At 50.8% G+C, this 15,726-nt stretch carries 22 protein-coding genes; 20 read left to right on the forward strand and 2 right to left on the reverse strand.

Annotated features, from left to right (window positions below):
• Positions 1–107 precede the first annotated feature (107 nt).
• The 4 genes from kefG (at position 108) to slyD (ending at position 3,374) form a co-directional block, all read left to right on the forward strand.
• Complete coding sequence (gene kefG / locus IB196_RS01840) at positions 108–659, forward strand: glutathione-regulated potassium-efflux system ancillary protein KefG (protein WP_005121673.1); 552 nt, start codon at positions 108–110, stop codon at positions 657–659.
• Positions 659–2,464, forward strand: coding sequence for a glutathione-regulated potassium-efflux system protein KefB (gene kefB, locus IB196_RS01845; RefSeq protein WP_040231766.1), 1,806 nt, complete (start codon positions 659–661; stop codon positions 2,462–2,464). The genes kefG and kefB overlap by 1 nt, the downstream gene beginning before the upstream one ends.
• A 9-nt stretch (positions 2,465–2,473) precedes the next feature.
• Positions 2,474–2,674 (forward strand): YheV family putative zinc ribbon protein, encoded by a 201-nt coding sequence (locus IB196_RS01850; RefSeq protein WP_005121675.1) that lies wholly within the window; start codon positions 2,474–2,476, stop codon positions 2,672–2,674.
• Between the two features lie 94 nt (positions 2,675–2,768).
• Positions 2,769–3,374, forward strand: coding sequence for a peptidylprolyl isomerase (slyD, locus tag IB196_RS01855; protein WP_003023634.1), 606 nt, complete (start codon positions 2,769–2,771; stop codon positions 3,372–3,374).
• Between the two features lie 113 nt (positions 3,375–3,487).
• Here the strand turns inward: slyD and IB196_RS01860 are convergent, their stop codons facing one another.
• Complete coding sequence (locus tag IB196_RS01860) at positions 3,488–3,706, reverse strand: protein SlyX (protein WP_003023639.1); 219 nt, start codon at positions 3,704–3,706, stop codon at positions 3,488–3,490.
• A 232-nt stretch (positions 3,707–3,938) separates the two neighbouring features.
• On the opposite strand from IB196_RS01860, the gene fkpA reads away from it, so the two are divergent.
• From fkpA to bfr, 11 genes are all read left to right on the forward strand, one after another.
• On the forward strand, positions 3,939–4,757 hold the full coding sequence (gene fkpA, locus IB196_RS01865; RefSeq protein ID WP_003023641.1) for an FKBP-type peptidyl-prolyl cis-trans isomerase: 819 nt from the start codon (positions 3,939–3,941) through the stop codon (positions 4,755–4,757).
• A 167-nt stretch (positions 4,758–4,924) separates the two neighbouring features.
• Entirely contained in the window at positions 4,925–5,647 is a 723-nt protein-coding gene (locus IB196_RS01870) for a transcriptional regulator (protein WP_003023643.1), read from the forward strand.
• On the forward strand, positions 5,647–6,033 hold the full coding sequence (tusD, locus tag IB196_RS01875) for a sulfurtransferase complex subunit TusD (RefSeq protein WP_005121677.1): 387 nt from the start codon (positions 5,647–5,649) through the stop codon (positions 6,031–6,033). Before IB196_RS01870 ends, tusD begins: the two co-directional genes overlap by 1 nt.
• Complete coding sequence (tusC, locus tag IB196_RS01880) at positions 6,033–6,392, forward strand: sulfurtransferase complex subunit TusC (protein WP_005121678.1); 360 nt, start codon at positions 6,033–6,035, stop codon at positions 6,390–6,392. The genes tusD and tusC overlap by 1 nt, the downstream gene beginning before the upstream one ends.
• Positions 6,393–6,399: 7 nt before the next feature.
• Entirely contained in the window at positions 6,400–6,687 is a 288-nt protein-coding gene (gene tusB, locus IB196_RS01885) for a sulfurtransferase complex subunit TusB (protein WP_005121679.1), read from the forward strand.
• Positions 6,688–6,812: 125 nt separating this feature from the next.
• A complete protein-coding gene (gene rpsL, locus IB196_RS01890; RefSeq protein ID WP_003023654.1) occupies positions 6,813–7,187 on the forward strand; it encodes a 30S ribosomal protein S12 in 375 nt (124 codons plus the stop codon).
• Between the two features lie 95 nt (positions 7,188–7,282).
• A complete protein-coding gene (gene rpsG, locus IB196_RS01895) occupies positions 7,283–7,753 on the forward strand; it encodes a 30S ribosomal protein S7 (protein WP_003023657.1) in 471 nt (156 codons plus the stop codon).
• 96 nt (positions 7,754–7,849) lie between these two features.
• Positions 7,850–9,964 carry an elongation factor G gene (fusA, locus tag IB196_RS01900; protein ID WP_188232021.1) on the forward strand — a complete coding sequence of 705 codons (2,115 nt, stop codon included), beginning with the start codon at positions 7,850–7,852 and terminating at the stop codon, positions 9,962–9,964.
• Positions 9,965–10,033: 69 nt separating this feature from the next.
• Positions 10,034–11,218, forward strand: coding sequence for an elongation factor Tu (tuf, locus tag IB196_RS01905; protein WP_003031109.1), 1,185 nt, complete (start codon positions 10,034–10,036; stop codon positions 11,216–11,218).
• A gap of 185 nt (positions 11,219–11,403) precedes the next feature.
• Positions 11,404–11,598 carry a bacterioferritin-associated ferredoxin gene (gene bfd / locus IB196_RS01910; RefSeq protein ID WP_003031111.1) on the forward strand — a complete coding sequence of 65 codons (195 nt, stop codon included), beginning with the start codon at positions 11,404–11,406 and terminating at the stop codon, positions 11,596–11,598.
• A 71-nt stretch (positions 11,599–11,669) separates the two neighbouring features.
• Positions 11,670–12,146, forward strand: a complete 477-nt coding sequence (bfr, locus tag IB196_RS01915; RefSeq protein WP_040232010.1) for a bacterioferritin — start codon at positions 11,670–11,672, stop codon at positions 12,144–12,146.
• Here bfr and IB196_RS01920 read toward each other — a convergent pair.
• Entirely contained in the window at positions 12,143–12,610 is a 468-nt protein-coding gene (locus tag IB196_RS01920) for an A24 family peptidase (protein ID WP_040232012.1), read from the reverse strand. The genes bfr and IB196_RS01920 overlap by 4 nt on opposite strands.
• 379 nt (positions 12,611–12,989) lie before the next feature.
• Between IB196_RS01920 and rpsJ the strand changes: the two genes are divergently transcribed.
• From rpsJ to rplB, 5 genes are read left to right on the forward strand one after another with little or no spacing between them, the layout of a single operon-like run.
• On the forward strand, positions 12,990–13,301 hold the full coding sequence (gene rpsJ, locus IB196_RS01925) for a 30S ribosomal protein S10 (RefSeq protein WP_001181005.1): 312 nt from the start codon (positions 12,990–12,992) through the stop codon (positions 13,299–13,301).
• A 32-nt stretch (positions 13,302–13,333) separates the two neighbouring features.
• On the forward strand, positions 13,334–13,963 hold the full coding sequence (gene rplC, locus IB196_RS01930; protein ID WP_003031117.1) for a 50S ribosomal protein L3: 630 nt from the start codon (positions 13,334–13,336) through the stop codon (positions 13,961–13,963).
• Positions 13,964–13,973: 10 nt separating this feature from the next.
• Positions 13,974–14,579, forward strand: coding sequence for a 50S ribosomal protein L4 (rplD, locus tag IB196_RS01935; protein WP_003031119.1), 606 nt, complete (start codon positions 13,974–13,976; stop codon positions 14,577–14,579).
• Complete coding sequence (gene rplW, locus IB196_RS01940) at positions 14,576–14,878, forward strand: 50S ribosomal protein L23 (RefSeq protein WP_000617546.1); 303 nt, start codon at positions 14,576–14,578, stop codon at positions 14,876–14,878. The genes rplD and rplW overlap by 4 nt, the downstream gene beginning before the upstream one ends.
• 17 nt (positions 14,879–14,895) lie before the next feature.
• Positions 14,896–15,717 carry a 50S ribosomal protein L2 gene (gene rplB / locus IB196_RS01945; RefSeq protein ID WP_000301869.1) on the forward strand — a complete coding sequence of 274 codons (822 nt, stop codon included), beginning with the start codon at positions 14,896–14,898 and terminating at the stop codon, positions 15,715–15,717.
• Positions 15,718–15,726: the final 9 nt, after the last annotated feature.

Raw genomic sequence — 15,726 nt, forward strand, 5'->3', positions numbered from 1 at the left:
TAATTTATCATTATGATAATGTAATGTGTGGGCCGTTTGCCGCACCGAGGCGCAATGGTAGCCCAAAACGCCGAAAATAGACAAAAGACAAAACCGGGAGGGGGATGATGTCCCAGCCAGCGAAAGTGTTGCTGCTGTATGCCCATCCGGAATCTCAGGACTCGGTCGCGAACCGGGTTCTGCTTAAACCGGCCATGCAGCTCAGTAATGTTACCGTGCACGATCTTTACGCGCACTATCCCGATTTTTTTATCGATATTTCTCACGAGCAGGAACTGCTGCGTGAGCATGACGTGATTGTTTTTCAGCATCCGCTCTATACCTATAGCTGCCCGGCCCTGCTAAAGGAGTGGCTTGACCGCGTACTGAGCCGTGGGTTTGCCAGTGGCCCCGGGGGGAACCAACTGGCGGGAAAGTATTGGCGGAGTGTGATCACCACTGGTGAACCGGAAAGTGCGTATCGGTATGACGCGCTGAACCGCTATCCGATGAGTGATGTGCTACGTCCTTTTGAGCTGACGGCAGGAATGTGCCGGATGCACTGGATGAGCCCCATCATCGTTTACTGGGCCAGACGGCAAACGAAGCAGGCGCTGGACAGCCATGCGAAAGCGTATGGTGACTGGCTGGCGAATCCGATTCCAGTGGGAGGCCGCTGATGGAAGGTTCTGATTTATTGACTGCGGGAGTGCTATTCCTTTTCGCGGCGGTGGCTGCGGTGCCGTTGGCATCGCGGCTGGGTATTGGACCGGTGTTGGGTTATTTGCTGGCGGGGATCGCGATTGGCCCATGGGGACTTGGATTCATCAGTGACGTGGATGAAATTCTGCATTTCTCCGAGCTGGGCGTGGTCTTCCTGATGTTCATCATTGGGCTGGAACTTAACCCGGCCAAACTATGGCAATTGCGGCGTTCAATTTTTGGTGTCGGTGCCGCGCAGGTGTTACTTAGCGCGCTTGTCCTGGCAGGGTTATTGATGCTCACTGACTTTTCCTGGCAGGCGGCGGTAGTCGGTGGGATTGGTTTGGCGATGTCATCGACGGCAATGGCGTTACAGCTGATGCGGGAAAAGGGGATGAACCGCAGCGAATCCGGACAACTGGGCTTTTCGGTGCTGTTGTTCCAGGATTTGGCGGTGATCCCTGCGTTGGCGCTGGTTCCGCTGTTAGCAGGATCAGCCGATGAACATTTTGACTGGATCAAAGTGGGCATGAAAGTGTTGGCTTTTGCTGGCATGTTGATTGGCGGACGCTATCTGCTGCGTCCTGTATTTCGCTTTATTGCGGGGTCCGGCGTGCGGGAAGTGTTTACTGCGGCCACATTGCTACTGGTATTGGGCTCTGCGTTATTCATGGATGCGCTGGGCCTGTCGATGGCGCTGGGAACGTTTATTGCGGGCGTGCTGCTGGCAGAAAGCGAATATCGACATGAACTGGAAACGGCGATTGATCCCTTTAAAGGGCTTTTGCTCGGGTTATTTTTCATCTCGGTGGGGATGTCACTTAACCTTGGCGTGCTTTATACCCATATTTTGTGGGTAGTGGCGAGCGTGATAGTACTGGTCATTGTGAAGACGCTGGTGCTGTATGTACTGGCGCGGCTGAACGGCATGAGAAGCTCGGAGCGGATGCAATTTGCGGGGGTGCTAAGCCAGGGCGGAGAATTTGCCTTCGTGCTGTTTTCAACAGCATCTTCCCAGCGGTTGTTTCAGGGCGATCAAATGGCACTTTTGCTGGTGACTGTCACGTTGTCGATGATGACCACGCCACTGCTGATGAAGCTGATTGATAAATGGCTCTCCCACCAGTTTAACGGTCCGGAAGAAGAAGATGAAAAACCCTGGGTGGAAGATGATAAACCGCAGGTGATTGTGGTGGGCTTCGGGCGGTTCGGTCAGGTTATTGGACGCCTGTTGATGGCCAATAAAATGCGTATTACCGTCCTGGAGCGGGATATCAGTGCGGTGAATCTGATGCGTAAATATGGCTATAAAGTCTATTACGGTGACGCCACGCAGGTGGAGCTTTTACGTTCCGCTGGCGCAGAGGCGGCGCAGTCTATTGTGATCACCTGCAATGAACCTGAAGACACGATGAAGCTGGTGGAATTGTGCCAACAACATTTTCCGCATTTGCATATTCTTGCGCGTGCGCGCGGACGTGTAGAGGCGCATGAGCTATTACAGGCCGGTGTCACGCAGTTTTCCCGTGAAACCTTCTCGAGCGCACTGGAACTGGGGCGCAAAGCGCTGGTGTCGTTGGGGATGCATCCGCATCAGGCGCAGCGTGCCCAGTTGCATTTTCGTCGACTCGATATGCACATGCTACGGGAATTGATCCCGATGCACACCGATACGGTGCAAATCTCTCGAGCCAGAGAGGCCCGCCGTGAGCTGGAGGAGATTTTTCAGCGGGAGATGCAGAATGAACGGCGCCAGTTGGATGGCTGGGATGAATTTGAGTAGAGGATAACCATGGCAATTCGTAAACGTTTTATTGCAGGTGCAAAATGTCCGTCCTGCCAGGCGCAGGATTCGCTGGCGATGTGGCGTGAAAATAATATCGATATTGTTGAGTGTGTTAAGTGCGGTCATCAGATGCGTGAGGCCGATAAAGAGGCGCGCGAGCACGTTCGCAAAGAAGAGCAAGTGATCGGGATTTTTCATCCGGACTAGCGATATGCCGCAGCTTTTTTTAAGCTAGAGGGTACACAGGTGCAGAATTCCGCTACAATCTGCGCCACTATTCTTTCCACGCTCAGGAGATATCATGAAAGTAGCAAAGGACCTGGTGGTCAGCCTGGCCTATCAGGTACGTACAGAAGACGGTGTGTTGGTTGATGAGTCTCCGGTGAGTGCACCGCTGGACTACCTGCATGGTCACGGTTCCCTGATCTCTGGCCTGGAAACAGCGCTGGACGGTCATGAAGTTGGCGATAAATTCGATGTTGCTGTAGGCGCAAACGACGCTTACGGTCAGTATGATGAAAATCTGGTGCAGCGCGTTCCTAAAGACGTCTTCATGGGCGTTGACGAACTGCAGGTTGGCATGCGTTTCCTGGCTGAAACTGACCAGGGGCCGGTACCGGTAGAAATTACCGAAGTGGAAGACGACCACGTTGTGGTTGACGGTAACCACATGCTGGCTGGCCAGAATCTGAAATTCAACGTCGAAGTTGTCGCGATCCGTGAAGCGACCGAAGAAGAACTGGCTCATGGCCACGTTCACGGTGCGCACGGCCACGACCACGATCATGACCACGGTCATGACGGTTGCTGCGGTGGTCACGGTCACGACCATGGTCACGAGCACGGCGGCGAAGGCTGCTGCGGCGGTGGCGGTAAAGGTAACGGCGGCGGCTGCGGTTGCCACTAAGCCGTATGTTTGCCTGATGGCGCTGCGCTTATCAGGCCTACGGTAGGTCGGATAAGGCGTTTACGTCGTCATCGGGCACAAAAAAAGCGGGAATATCCCGCTTTTTTTACGTCTCAATAATGTGGCGGCGGGGTCTCTTCAGACTGTGACGCGATATGAGACGGCTGAGTGGCTTTGAGCTTTTCTGTCAGCAGACGCAGATGGTCGCGCAGTTTGGCCATTTCCAGTTCATGCGCGGTCACGGTTACGTTCAGCTCTTCAATGGTTATTTCCTGAAACGCCAGGCGACTCTCCAGCTCAGCCAGGCGAGTTTCCATCGTAGTATCCTGCATGATTCACCTCTTCTGTTTTTCTCCGGCAGATCGCGGACTGCGGCGAATTCTACTTAACTTTGCCTGTTTGCACAGCACACAATCTTCGGTCACGAAACTAATTTAAACAAAAAGAGTCTGAAAAGTGGTGATAATAGGGCGTGCCTGTATGTTGATTTGTTCTGCAACGCTTTATAGTACATTTTTATGTTAGTTAACCCTGGGGTGAGATGCCCCGGCCCTGGAGAGATGGATGAAATCACTGTTTAAAGTAACGCTGCTGGCGACCACAATGGCCGTTGCACTGCATGCCCCGATCACCTTCGCTGCTGATGCTGCGAAACCAGCCGCTACCGCTGACAGCAAAGCAGCATTCAAAAATGACGACCAAAAAGCCGCTTACGCGCTGGGCGCGTCCCTGGGTCGTTATATGGAAAACTCCCTGAAAGAACAGGAAAAACTGGGCATCAAACTGGATAAAGATCAGTTGATCGCGGGTGTTCAGGATGCGTTTGCAGATAAGAGCAAACTGTCTGACCAGGAAATCGAACAAACTCTGCAGGCATTTGAAGCGCGCGTGAAGAGCTCCGCTCAGGCAAAAATGGAAAAAGACGCGGCTGACAACGAAGCCAAAGGTAAAGTATACCGCGAGAAATTTGCTAAAGAGAAAGGCGTTAAAACCTCTGCCACTGGCCTGGTCTACAAAGTGGAGAAAGAAGGTACCGGTGCCGCTCCGAAAGACAGCGATACGGTGGTCGTGAACTACAAAGGCACGCTGATCGATGGTAAAGAGTTTGATAACTCTTACACCCGTGGTGAGCCGCTCTCTTTCCGTCTTGACGGTGTAATCCCGGGCTGGACTGAGGGCCTGAAAAACATCAAGAAAGGCGGCAAAATCCAGCTGGTTATCCCACCGGATCTGGCTTACGGCAAAACCGGCGTTCCGGGCATTCCGGCCAACTCTACGCTGGTCTTTGATGTTGAACTGTTAGATATCAAACCGGCACCGAAAGCTGACGCGCAGCCAGATGCTGCGCCGGCAGATAAAGCTGCAGACAGCAGCAAAAAATAAGCTAACAGAAACCGCCGCCCACAGGGCGGCGGTTTTTTATTATCGACAGGATATAATTAATACTGGAAAGCGCCTTGTGCGCTGTATTACTTTAGATGCCCCTATAATAGTGATGAGCCTGCCCTGACAACATAACGACAGGCTCCTGAAAAGGAGTGCTTTTTTCCATGTCCAGGTCGCTTTTAACCAACGAAACCAGTGAGCTAGATTTACTGGATCAACGTCCTTTCGATCAAACCGACTTCGATATCCTTAAATCCTATGAAGCGGTAGTGGACGGGTTGGCGATGCTCATTGGTTCCCATTGTGAAATCGTATTGCACTCTTTGCAGGATTTGAAATGCTCGGCCATTCGCATCGCTAACGGTGAACACACGGGCCGTAAAATTGGCTCGCCGATTACCGACCTTGCGTTGCGTATGCTGCATGATATGACGGGTGCGGATAGCAGCGTGTCGAAGTGTTATTTCACACGCGCGAAAAGCGGTGTCTTGATGAAGTCGGTGACGATTGCTATTCGCAACCGTGAGCATCGCGTGATTGGTCTGCTGTGCATCAACATGAACCTTGATGTTCCTTTCTCGCAGATAATGAATACCTTTATCCCGCCAGAGACCCCGGAAGTGGGATCAGCTGTGAACTTCGCGTCCTCAGTCGAAGATCTGGTGACGCAGACGCTGGAGTTCACCATTGAAGAAGTGAACGCCGATCGTAATGTCTCCAACAATGCCAAGAATCGTCAGATTGTCCTGAACCTGTATGAGAAAGGGATCTTCGATATTAAAGATGCGATCAATCAGGTCGCCGATCGTCTGAACATCTCTAAGCACACGGTCTACCTCTATATTCGCCAGTTCAAAAGCGGTGATTTCCAGGGGCAAGATAAGTAATGCGTTTTGCCATCATGGTAACCGGGCCCGCCTACGGCACACAGCAAGCGAGTAGCGCATTACAATTTGCGCATGCGCTACTCGAAGAAGGACACGAGTTGTGTAGCGTCTTCTTTTATCGTGAGGGCGTGTATAACGCGAACGTTCTGACATCGCCCGCCAGTGATGAATTTGATTTAGTACGAGCCTGGCAAAAGCTTCACCAACAGCATGGCGTGGCGCTGAATATCTGCGTTGCGGCAGCCTTGCGGCGTGGTGTTGTTGATGAGACTGAGGCAACACGGCTAGGGTTGTCTGGTGCTAATTTACAATCAGGATTTACTCTCAGCGGTCTTGGATCGCTGGCTGAAGCATCCCTGACGTGCGATCGCGTGGTGCAGTTTTAATGAAACGAGTTGCCTTTGTTTTTTCTACTGTGCCGCACGGTAGCGCATCCGGCCGCGAAGGGTTAGATGCCTTACTGGCGACATCGGCTTTAACGGATGATCTCGGCGTATTTTTCATCGGTGATGGCGTTTTCCAAATCCTCCAGGGTCAGCAGCCGGATGTCGTTCTGGCGCGAGACTATATTGCTACTTTCAAACTGTTAGGATTGTACGATATAGAACAATGCTGGCTTTGTGCGGCCTCATTGCGTGAGCGAGGCCTGGCAGAGGGGGCGAATTTTGTGGTTGATGCGACGGCGCTCGAACCGGAAGATTTGCGGCGTGAGCTTGGCAACTATGACGTCATTTTGAGGTTTTGAGGCTCTCATGCTGCATATTTTACATCGCTCTGCGTGGCTAACCGACTTCTCCTCCCTCCTGCGTCTGATCGCTGAAGATGACGAGCTTTTACTGCTTCAGGATGGCGTCACTGCAGCAATAGAAGGCAGTCGTTTCCTTGAAAGTCTGAAAAATGCCTCCATTAAGGTCTATGTACTGGAAGAAGACATTAAAGCTCGCGGGTTGGGTGGTCAAATTTCAGACAGTGTCGTCAGGGTTGGCTATACTGACTTCGTCAGACTTACGGTGAAGCATCTCAGCCAGATGACCTGGTAATTGTGGGATCGTTGTATATTTCTTGACACCTTTTCGACACCGACCTAAAATTCTGCGTCCTCATATTGTATGAGGTCGTTTTATTACGTGTTTACGAAGCAAAAGCTAAAACCAGGAGCTATTTAATGGCAACAGTTAACCAGCTGGTACGCAAACCACGTGCACGCAAAGTTGCAAAAAGCAACGTGCCTGCGCTGGAAGCATGCCCGCAGAAACGTGGCGTATGTACTCGTGTATATACTACCACTCCTAAAAAACCGAACTCCGCACTGCGTAAAGTTTGCCGTGTTCGTCTGACTAACGGTTTTGAAGTGACTTCCTACATCGGTGGTGAAGGTCACAACCTGCAGGAGCACTCCGTGATCCTGATCCGTGGCGGTCGTGTAAAAGACCTCCCGGGTGTTCGTTACCACACCGTTCGTGGTGCGCTTGACTGCTCCGGCGTTAAAGACCGTAAGCAATCACGCTCCAAGTATGGCGTGAAACGTCCTAAGGCTTAATGGTTCTCCGTTAAGTAAGGCCAAACGTTTTATATTAATGTCAAACTAAACTCTTAGAGTTTTGGACAATCCTGAATTAACAACGGAGTATTTCCATGCCACGTCGTCGCGTCATTGGTCAGCGTAAAATTCTGCCGGATCCGAAGTTCGGATCAGAACTGCTGGCTAAATTTGTAAATATCCTGATGGTAGATGGTAAAAAATCTACTGCCGAAACTATCGTATACAGCGCGCTGGAGACCCTGGCTCAGCGTTCTGGTAAAAACGAACTGGAAGCTTTCGAAGTAGCTCTCGAAAACGTGCGCCCGACTGTCGAAGTTAAGTCTCGCCGCGTTGGTGGTTCTACTTATCAGGTACCAGTTGAAGTCCGTCCGGTCCGTCGTAATGCCCTGGCAATGCGTTGGATCGTTGAAGCTGCTCGTAAACGCGGTGATAAATCCATGGCTCTGCGCCTGGCGAACGAACTTTCTGATGCTGCAGAAAACAAAGGTACTGCAGTTAAGAAACGTGAAGACGTTCACCGTATGGCAGAAGCCAACAAGGCGTTCGCACACTACCGTTGGTAATCCCTTCGGAGTTTTAGTCACCAGGCGGGCGCTTCTAGTAAGCAGCCCGCTTTGGGCTACTTAAATTGAACGCCTAAAAGATAAACGAGGAATCAAATGGCTCGTACAACACCCATCGCGCGCTACCGTAACATCGGTATCAGTGCGCACATCGACGCCGGTAAAACCACTACTACCGAACGTATTCTGTTCTACACCGGTGTAAACCATAAAATCGGTGAAGTTCATGACGGCGCAGCCACCATGGACTGGATGGAGCAGGAGCAGGAGCGTGGTATTACTATCACCTCCGCAGCGACTACTGCATTCTGGTCTGGTATGGCTAAGCAGTACGAACCGCATCGCGTAAACATCATCGACACCCCGGGGCACGTTGACTTCACAATCGAAGTAGAACGTTCCATGCGTGTGCTTGATGGTGCGGTAATGGTTTACTGCGCAGTTGGTGGTGTTCAGCCTCAGTCTGAAACCGTATGGCGTCAGGCAAACAAATATAAAGTTCCGCGCATTGCGTTCGTTAACAAAATGGACCGTATGGGTGCGAACTTCCTGAAAGTTGTTGGTCAGATCAAAACCCGTCTGGGCGCGAACCCTGTTCCGCTGCAGCTGGCAATTGGCGCTGAAGAAGCGTTCACCGGTGTTGTTGACCTGGTGAAAATGAAAGCCATCAACTGGAACGAAGAAGATGCAGGCGTAACCTTCACTTATGAAGATATCCCGGCTGACATGCAGGAACTGGCTGAAGAATGGCACCAGAACCTGATCGAGTCCGCTGCGGAAGCTTCAGAAGAGCTGATGGAGAAATACCTGAGTGGTGAAGAACTGACTGAAGAAGAGATCAAAAAAGCTCTGCGTCAGCGTGTTCTGAACAATGAAATCATCCTGGTAACCTGTGGTTCTGCGTTCAAGAACAAAGGTGTTCAGGCGATGCTGGATGCGGTAATTGATTACCTGCCATCCCCAGTCGACGTACCTGCGATCAACGGTATTCTGGACGACGGTAAAGATACTCCTGCTGAGCGTCATGCTAGCGATGACGAGCCGTTCGCTGCTCTGGCATTCAAAATCGCTACCGACCCGTTCGTGGGTAACCTGACCTTCTTCCGTGTGTACTCTGGTGTGGTTAACTCCGGTGACACCATCCTGAACTCCGTCAAAACTGCACGTGAGCGTTTTGGCCGTATCGTTCAGATGCACGCCAACAAACGTGAAGAGATCAAAGAAGTTCGCGCGGGCGATATCGCGGCTGCAATCGGTCTGAAAGACGTGACCACTGGTGACACTCTGTGTGACCCGGATCACCCGATCATTCTGGAACGTATGGAATTCCCTGAACCGGTAATCTCCATCGCAGTTGAACCGAAAACCAAAGCTGACCAGGAAAAAATGGGTCTGGCTCTGGGCCGTCTGGCTAAAGAAGACCCGTCTTTCCGTGTATGGACTGACGAAGAATCTAACCAGACCATTATCGCCGGTATGGGTGAGCTGCACCTCGACATCATCGTTGACCGTATGAAGCGTGAGTTCAACGTTGAAGCGAACGTCGGTAAACCTCAGGTTGCTTACCGCGAAGCGATTCGTGCGAAAGTTACCGATATCGAAGGTAAACACGCTAAGCAGTCTGGTGGTCGCGGTCAGTACGGTCATGTTGTTATCGACATGTACCCGCTGGAGCCGGGTTCAAACCCGAAAGGCTACGAGTTCATCAACGACATCAAAGGTGGTGTAATTCCTGGCGAATACATCCCGGCCGTTGATAAAGGCATCCAGGAACAGCTGAAATCTGGCCCGCTGGCTGGTTACCCGGTTGTTGATCTGGGCGTGCGTCTGCACTTCGGTTCTTACCATGACGTTGACTCCTCTGAGCTGGCGTTTAAACTGGCCGCTTCTATCGCCTTCAAAGATGGCTTTAAGAAAGCGAAACCAGTTCTGCTTGAACCTATCATGAAGGTTGAAGTAGAGACTCCGGAAGAGAACACTGGTGACGTTATCGGTGACTTGAGCCGCCGTCGTGGTATGCTTCGTGGTCAGGAATCCAACGTCACTGGCGTTGTTATCCACGCTGAAGTTCCGCTGTCTGAAATGTTCGGATATGCAACCCAACTGCGTTCTCTGACCAAAGGCCGTGCTTCTTACTCCATGGAGTTCCTGAAGTACGACGATGCGCCGAACAACGTTGCTCAGGCCGTTATTGAAGCCCGTGGTAAATAAGCCACAGGATTAAAACCTAAGTCCCGTGCTCTCTCCACAGGGGAGAGCACTATAGTAAGGAATATAGCCGTGTCTAAAGAAAAATTTGAACGTACAAAACCGCACGTTAACGTCGGCACCATCGGCCACGTTGACCACGGTAAAACTACCCTGACCGCTGCAATCACCACCGTACTGGCTAAAACCTACGGCGGTGCTGCTCGTGCTTTCGACCAGATCGATAACGCTCCGGAAGAAAAAGCTCGTGGTATCACCATCAACACTTCTCACGTTGAATATGACACCCCGACTCGCCACTACGCGCACGTAGACTGCCCGGGCCACGCCGACTATGTTAAAAACATGATCACCGGTGCTGCGCAGATGGACGGCGCGATCCTGGTTGTTGCTGCGACTGACGGCCCGATGCCGCAGACTCGTGAGCACATCCTGCTGGGTCGTCAGGTAGGCGTTCCGTACATCATCGTGTTCCTGAACAAATGCGACATGGTTGATGACGAAGAGCTGCTGGAACTGGTAGAAATGGAAGTTCGTGAACTTCTGTCTCAGTACGATTTCCCGGGCGATGACACGCCGATCGTTCGTGGTTCTGCTCTGAAAGCGCTGGAAGGCGAAGCAGAGTGGGAAGCGAAAATCATCGAACTGGCTGGCTTCCTGGATTCTTACATCCCGGAACCAGAACGTGCTATCGATAAGCCGTTCCTGCTGCCAATCGAAGACGTATTCTCCATCTCCGGTCGTGGTACCGTTGTTACCGGTCGTGTAGAGCGCGGTATCATCAAAGTTGGTGAAGAAGTTGAAATCGTTGGTATCAAAGAGACTGCCAAGTCTACCTGTACTGGCGTTGAAATGTTCCGCAAACTGCTGGACGAAGGCCGTGCTGGTGAGAACGTTGGTGTTCTGCTGCGTGGTATCAAACGTGAAGAAATCGAACGTGGTCAGGTACTGGCTAAGCCGGGCTCTATCAAGCCGCACACCAAGTTCGAATCTGAAGTGTACATTCTGTCCAAAGACGAAGGCGGCCGTCATACTCCGTTCTTCAAAGGCTACCGTCCGCAGTTCTACTTCCGTACTACTGACGTGACAGGTACCATTGAACTGCCGGAAGGCGTAGAGATGGTAATGCCGGGCGACAACATCAAAATGGTTGTTACCCTGATCCACCCGATCGCGATGGATGACGGTCTGCGTTTCGCAATCCGTGAAGGCGGCCGTACCGTTGGCGCGGGCGTTGTTGCTAAAGTAATGAGCTAATTATTGCTTAATTAGCTTTGAGCTTAAAAAGGGCGCTTAGGCGCCCTTTTTGCTACCTGTGATTTAACCGTTGTCATATTTGTTCGCATTTTTTGTTCATTCTTCCATCGCGTAAATAGCGTTGTGCTATTGTAATCATAACCATTCTCATTTACACTTTGCGCAGAAATTGAACGGGAGCGATCATGTACGTTTGTTTGTGTAATGCGATAAGTGATAAAAAAATTCGCCAGGCTGTTCGCCAGTTTCATCCTCAGTCCTTTCAGCAATTACGTAAGTTTATTCCTGTTGGAAATCAATGTGGTAAGTGCATTCGTGCTGCGCGTGAAGTCATGCAGGATGAATTAACTCAAATGCCAGAATTTAAAGAGATCGCCTAAGTCACACTCTTTTTTTTGACATCCCTGTAGCCCCATCTACGCTCTAAGAGTGGAAGCGGAGGGACTATAAAATGAAAGGTGATGTTAAAATCATAAATTATCTCAATAAACTATTGGGAAATGAGCTTGTCGCAATCAACCAGTATTTTCTCCATGCCCGTATGTTTAAAAACTGGGGACTGACTCGCCTCAATGATGTTGAGTACCATGAATCAATAGATGAGATGAAACACGCGGATAAATATATTGAGCGTATTTTATTCTTAGAAGGTCTTCCAAACTTACAAGATCTAGGTAAGTTGGGGATTGGTGAAGATGTTGAAGAGATGCTGCAATCCGATCTTCGACTCGAGCTTGATGGTGCGAAAGATTTACGCGAAGCCATTGCTTATGCCGATAGCGTTCATGACTATGTTAGTCGGGACATGATGATTGAGATCCTGACTGAAGAAGAAGGGCATATTGATTGGCTCGAAACGGAGTTGGATCTGATTGGAAAACTTGGATTGCAAAACTATCTGCAATCGCAAATTAAGGTCAGCGACTAACCTCCCTGTATCAGATTTAGCCAGCCAACAACAAAACCCGCAGCCGCCAGATATGGCCCAAAAGGCAGCGGGTTTTTTAATTTCTTTTTTCCATGCGTCATAAATGCTACGCCTGTTATGCAGCAAGCCAGTCCGGCGGCAAGTAAGATCAACAGAGGTAATGAGTCCCATCGATGCCACGCGCCAAGTGCGGCGAGAAATTTTACGTCCCCATAGCCTAATCCTTCCTGGTGCCATGCCAGGCGGTATCCCCAATAGAAGAGAGAAAATACACCATACCCTGCAATGGCACCCCAAAGTGCATCAGACAACTGTGTGGGGTTGCAACATTGATGAAAAAGAAGACCACTCCAGAGAAGAGGGCAGGTGAATTTGTCGGGCAATAGCCCAGTACGCAAATCCTGAACCCCAAGCAGTCCGGATAGAGAGATATAAATCAGCAAAAAGGGAAGTTCAGTATTCATGTCTCAATCCGGTGCGAGAAAGATGTAACTCTCAGGCAAGTCGCGCTAGCTGCACAATGCCCGAATATCCATTTTGCTGACGTCTTTCCAGAGAATTTTCGCCGCGTGAAAGTGAATACAATCAGAGTGGAACAGCACTCGCATCTGCGTAAGAGTGATTAATTTCTACACGGCACTTGCGTCAGGCTGAGATTTACGTATAATGCGCGGGCTTGTCTTAATTGACGGCTGGTTCAATCAGGACCACTGATAGTCGATTTGACTATCTGACAATGTTCCCAATTGGGGAACTCTGTAAGAACGGTTACACTCTCCCATCAATCGTAATGGGTTTGAGGAGTAACTATTTCGTCTATAAAATAATTGGAGCTCTGGTCTCATGCAGAACCAAAGAATCCGTATCCGTTTGAAAGCGTTTGATCATCGTCTGATCGATCAATCAACCGCGGAAATCGTCGAGACTGCCAAGCGCACTGGTGCGCAGGTTCGTGGTCCGATCCCGCTGCCGACCCGCAAAGAGCGTTTCACCGTTCTGATCTCCCCGCACGTTAACAAAGACGCGCGTGATCAGTACGAGATTCGTACTCACAAGCGTCTGGTTGACATCGTTGAGCCAACTGAAAAAACCGTTGATGCTCTGATGCGTCTGGACCTGGCTGCCGGTGTAGACGTGCAGATCAGCCTGGGTTAATCAGGTCATCGAGCGATTGAGAGGTTGATACAATGATTGGTTTAGTCGGTAAAAAAGTGGGTATGACCCGCATCTTCACTGAAGATGGCGTATCTATCCCAGTAACCGTTATCGAAGTTGAAGCAAACCGCGTTACTCAGGTTAAAGATCTGGCTAACGATGGCTATCGCGCTGTTCAGGTTACCACCGGTGCTAAAAAAGCTAACCGCGTAACTAAGCCGGAAGCTGGCCACTTTGCTAAAGCTGGCGTAGAAGCTGGCCGTGGCCTGTGGGAGTTCCGTCTGGCAGATGGTGAAGAATACACCGTTGGTCAGAACATTAGCGTTGAACTGTTTGCTGACGTTAAAAAAGTTGACGTAACCGGTACCTCTAAAGGTAAAGGTTTCGCTGGTACCGTTAAGCGCTGGAACTTCCGTACCCAGGACGCTACTCACGGTAACTCCTTGTCTCACCGCGTTCCGGGTTCTATCGGTCAGAACCAGACTCCGGGCAAAGTGTTCAAAGGCAAGAAAATGGCAGGTCAGCTGGGCAACGAACGTGTAACCGTTCAGAGCCTGGACGTAGTACGTGTTGACGCTGAGCGCAACCTGCTGCTGGTTAAAGGTGGTGTTCCGGGTGCGACCGGTTGCGACCTGATCGTTAAACCAGCTGTGAAGGCGTAAGGGGATAGCAATGGAATTAGTATTGAAAGACGCGCAGAGCGCGCTGACTGTTTCCGAAACTACCTTCGGTCGTGATTTCAACGAAGCGCTGGTTCACCAGGTTGTTGTTGCTTATGCAGCTGGTGCTCGTCAGGGTACTCGTGCTCAGAAGACTCGTGCTGAAGTAACTGGTTCAGGCAAAAAGCCGTGGCGCCAGAAAGGTACCGGCCGTGCGCGTTCAGGTTCTATCAAGAGCCCGATCTGGCGTTCAGGTGGCGTGACCTTCGCTGCTCGTCCACAGGACCACAGTCAAAAAGTTAACAAAAAGATGTACCGCGGCGCGCTGAAAAGCATTCTGTCCGAACTGGTACGTCAGGATCGTCTGATCGTTGTCGAATCATTCTCTGTTGAAGCGCCTAAAACTAAGCTGCTGGCACAGAAACTGAAAGACATGGCTCTGGAAGATGTGCTGATCATCACCGGTGAGCTGGACGAAAATCTGTTCCTCGCAGCACGTAACCTGCACAAGGTTGACGTTCGCGATGCAACGGGTATCGACCCGGTTAGCCTGATCGCCTTCGACAAAGTCGTAATGACTGCTGATGCTGTTAAGCAAGTTGAGGAGATGCTGGCATGATTCGTGAAGAACGTCTGCTGAAAGTGCTGCGCGCACCGCACGTTTCTGAAAAAGCGTCTACTGCGATGGAAAAAACTAACACCATCGTTCTCAAAGTTGCTAAAGACGCGACTAAAGCAGAAATCAAAGCTGCTGTGCAGAAACTGTTTGAAGTCGAAGTCGAAGTCGTTAACACCCTGGTAGTTAAAGGGAAAGTTAAACGTCACGGACAGCGTATCGGTCGTCGTAGCGACTGGAAAAAAGCTTACGTCACCCTGAAGGAAGGCCAGAATCTGGACTTCGTCGGCGGCGCTGAGTAAGTCGGAGGAGTAATACAATGGCAGTTGTTAAATGTAAACCGACATCTCCGGGTCGTCGCCACGTTGTTAAAGTGGTCAACCCAGAGCTGCACAAGGGCAAACCTTTTGCTCCGCTGGTTGAAAAAAACAGCAAATCCGGTGGTCGTAACAACAATGGCCGCATCACCACTCGTCACATCGGTGGTGGTCACAAGCAGGCTTATCGTATTGTTGACTTCAAACGCAACAAAGACGGTATCCCGGCAGTTGTTGAACGTCTTGAGTACGATCCGAACCGCTCCGCGAACATCGCGCTGGTTCTGTACAAAGACGGTGAACGCCGTTACATTCTGGCCCCTAAAGGCCTGAAAGCTGGCGACCAGATTCAATCTGGCGTTGATGCTGCAATCAAAGCAGGTAACACCCTGCCGATGCGCAATATCCCGGTTGGTTCTACCGTTCATAACGTAGAAATGAAACCAGGTAAAGGCGGTCAGCTGGCACGTTCCGCTGGTACTTACGTTCAGATCGTTGCTCGTGATGGTGCTTATGTCACCCTGCGTCTGCGTTCTGGTGAAATGCGTAAAGTCGAAGCAGATTGCCGTGCGACTCTGGGCGAAGTTGGCAATGCTGAGCATATGCTGCGCGTTCTGGGTAAAGCAGGTGCTGCACGCTGGCGTGGTGTTCGTCCTACCGTTCGCGGTACTGCGATGAACCCAGTCGATCACCCACATGGTGGTGGTGAAGGTCGTAACTTTGGTAAGCACCCGGTAACTCCGTGGGGCGTTCAGACCAAAGGTAAGAAGACCCGCAGCAACAAGCGTACTGATAAATTCATCGTACGTCGCCGTAGCAAATAATTTTAGAGG

Origin of the sequence: Citrobacter sp. C6_1 (genome assembly GCF_014596835.2) — a bacterium.
In the GTDB taxonomy this organism is placed as follows: domain Bacteria; phylum Pseudomonadota; class Gammaproteobacteria; order Enterobacterales; family Enterobacteriaceae; genus Citrobacter; species Citrobacter pasteurii.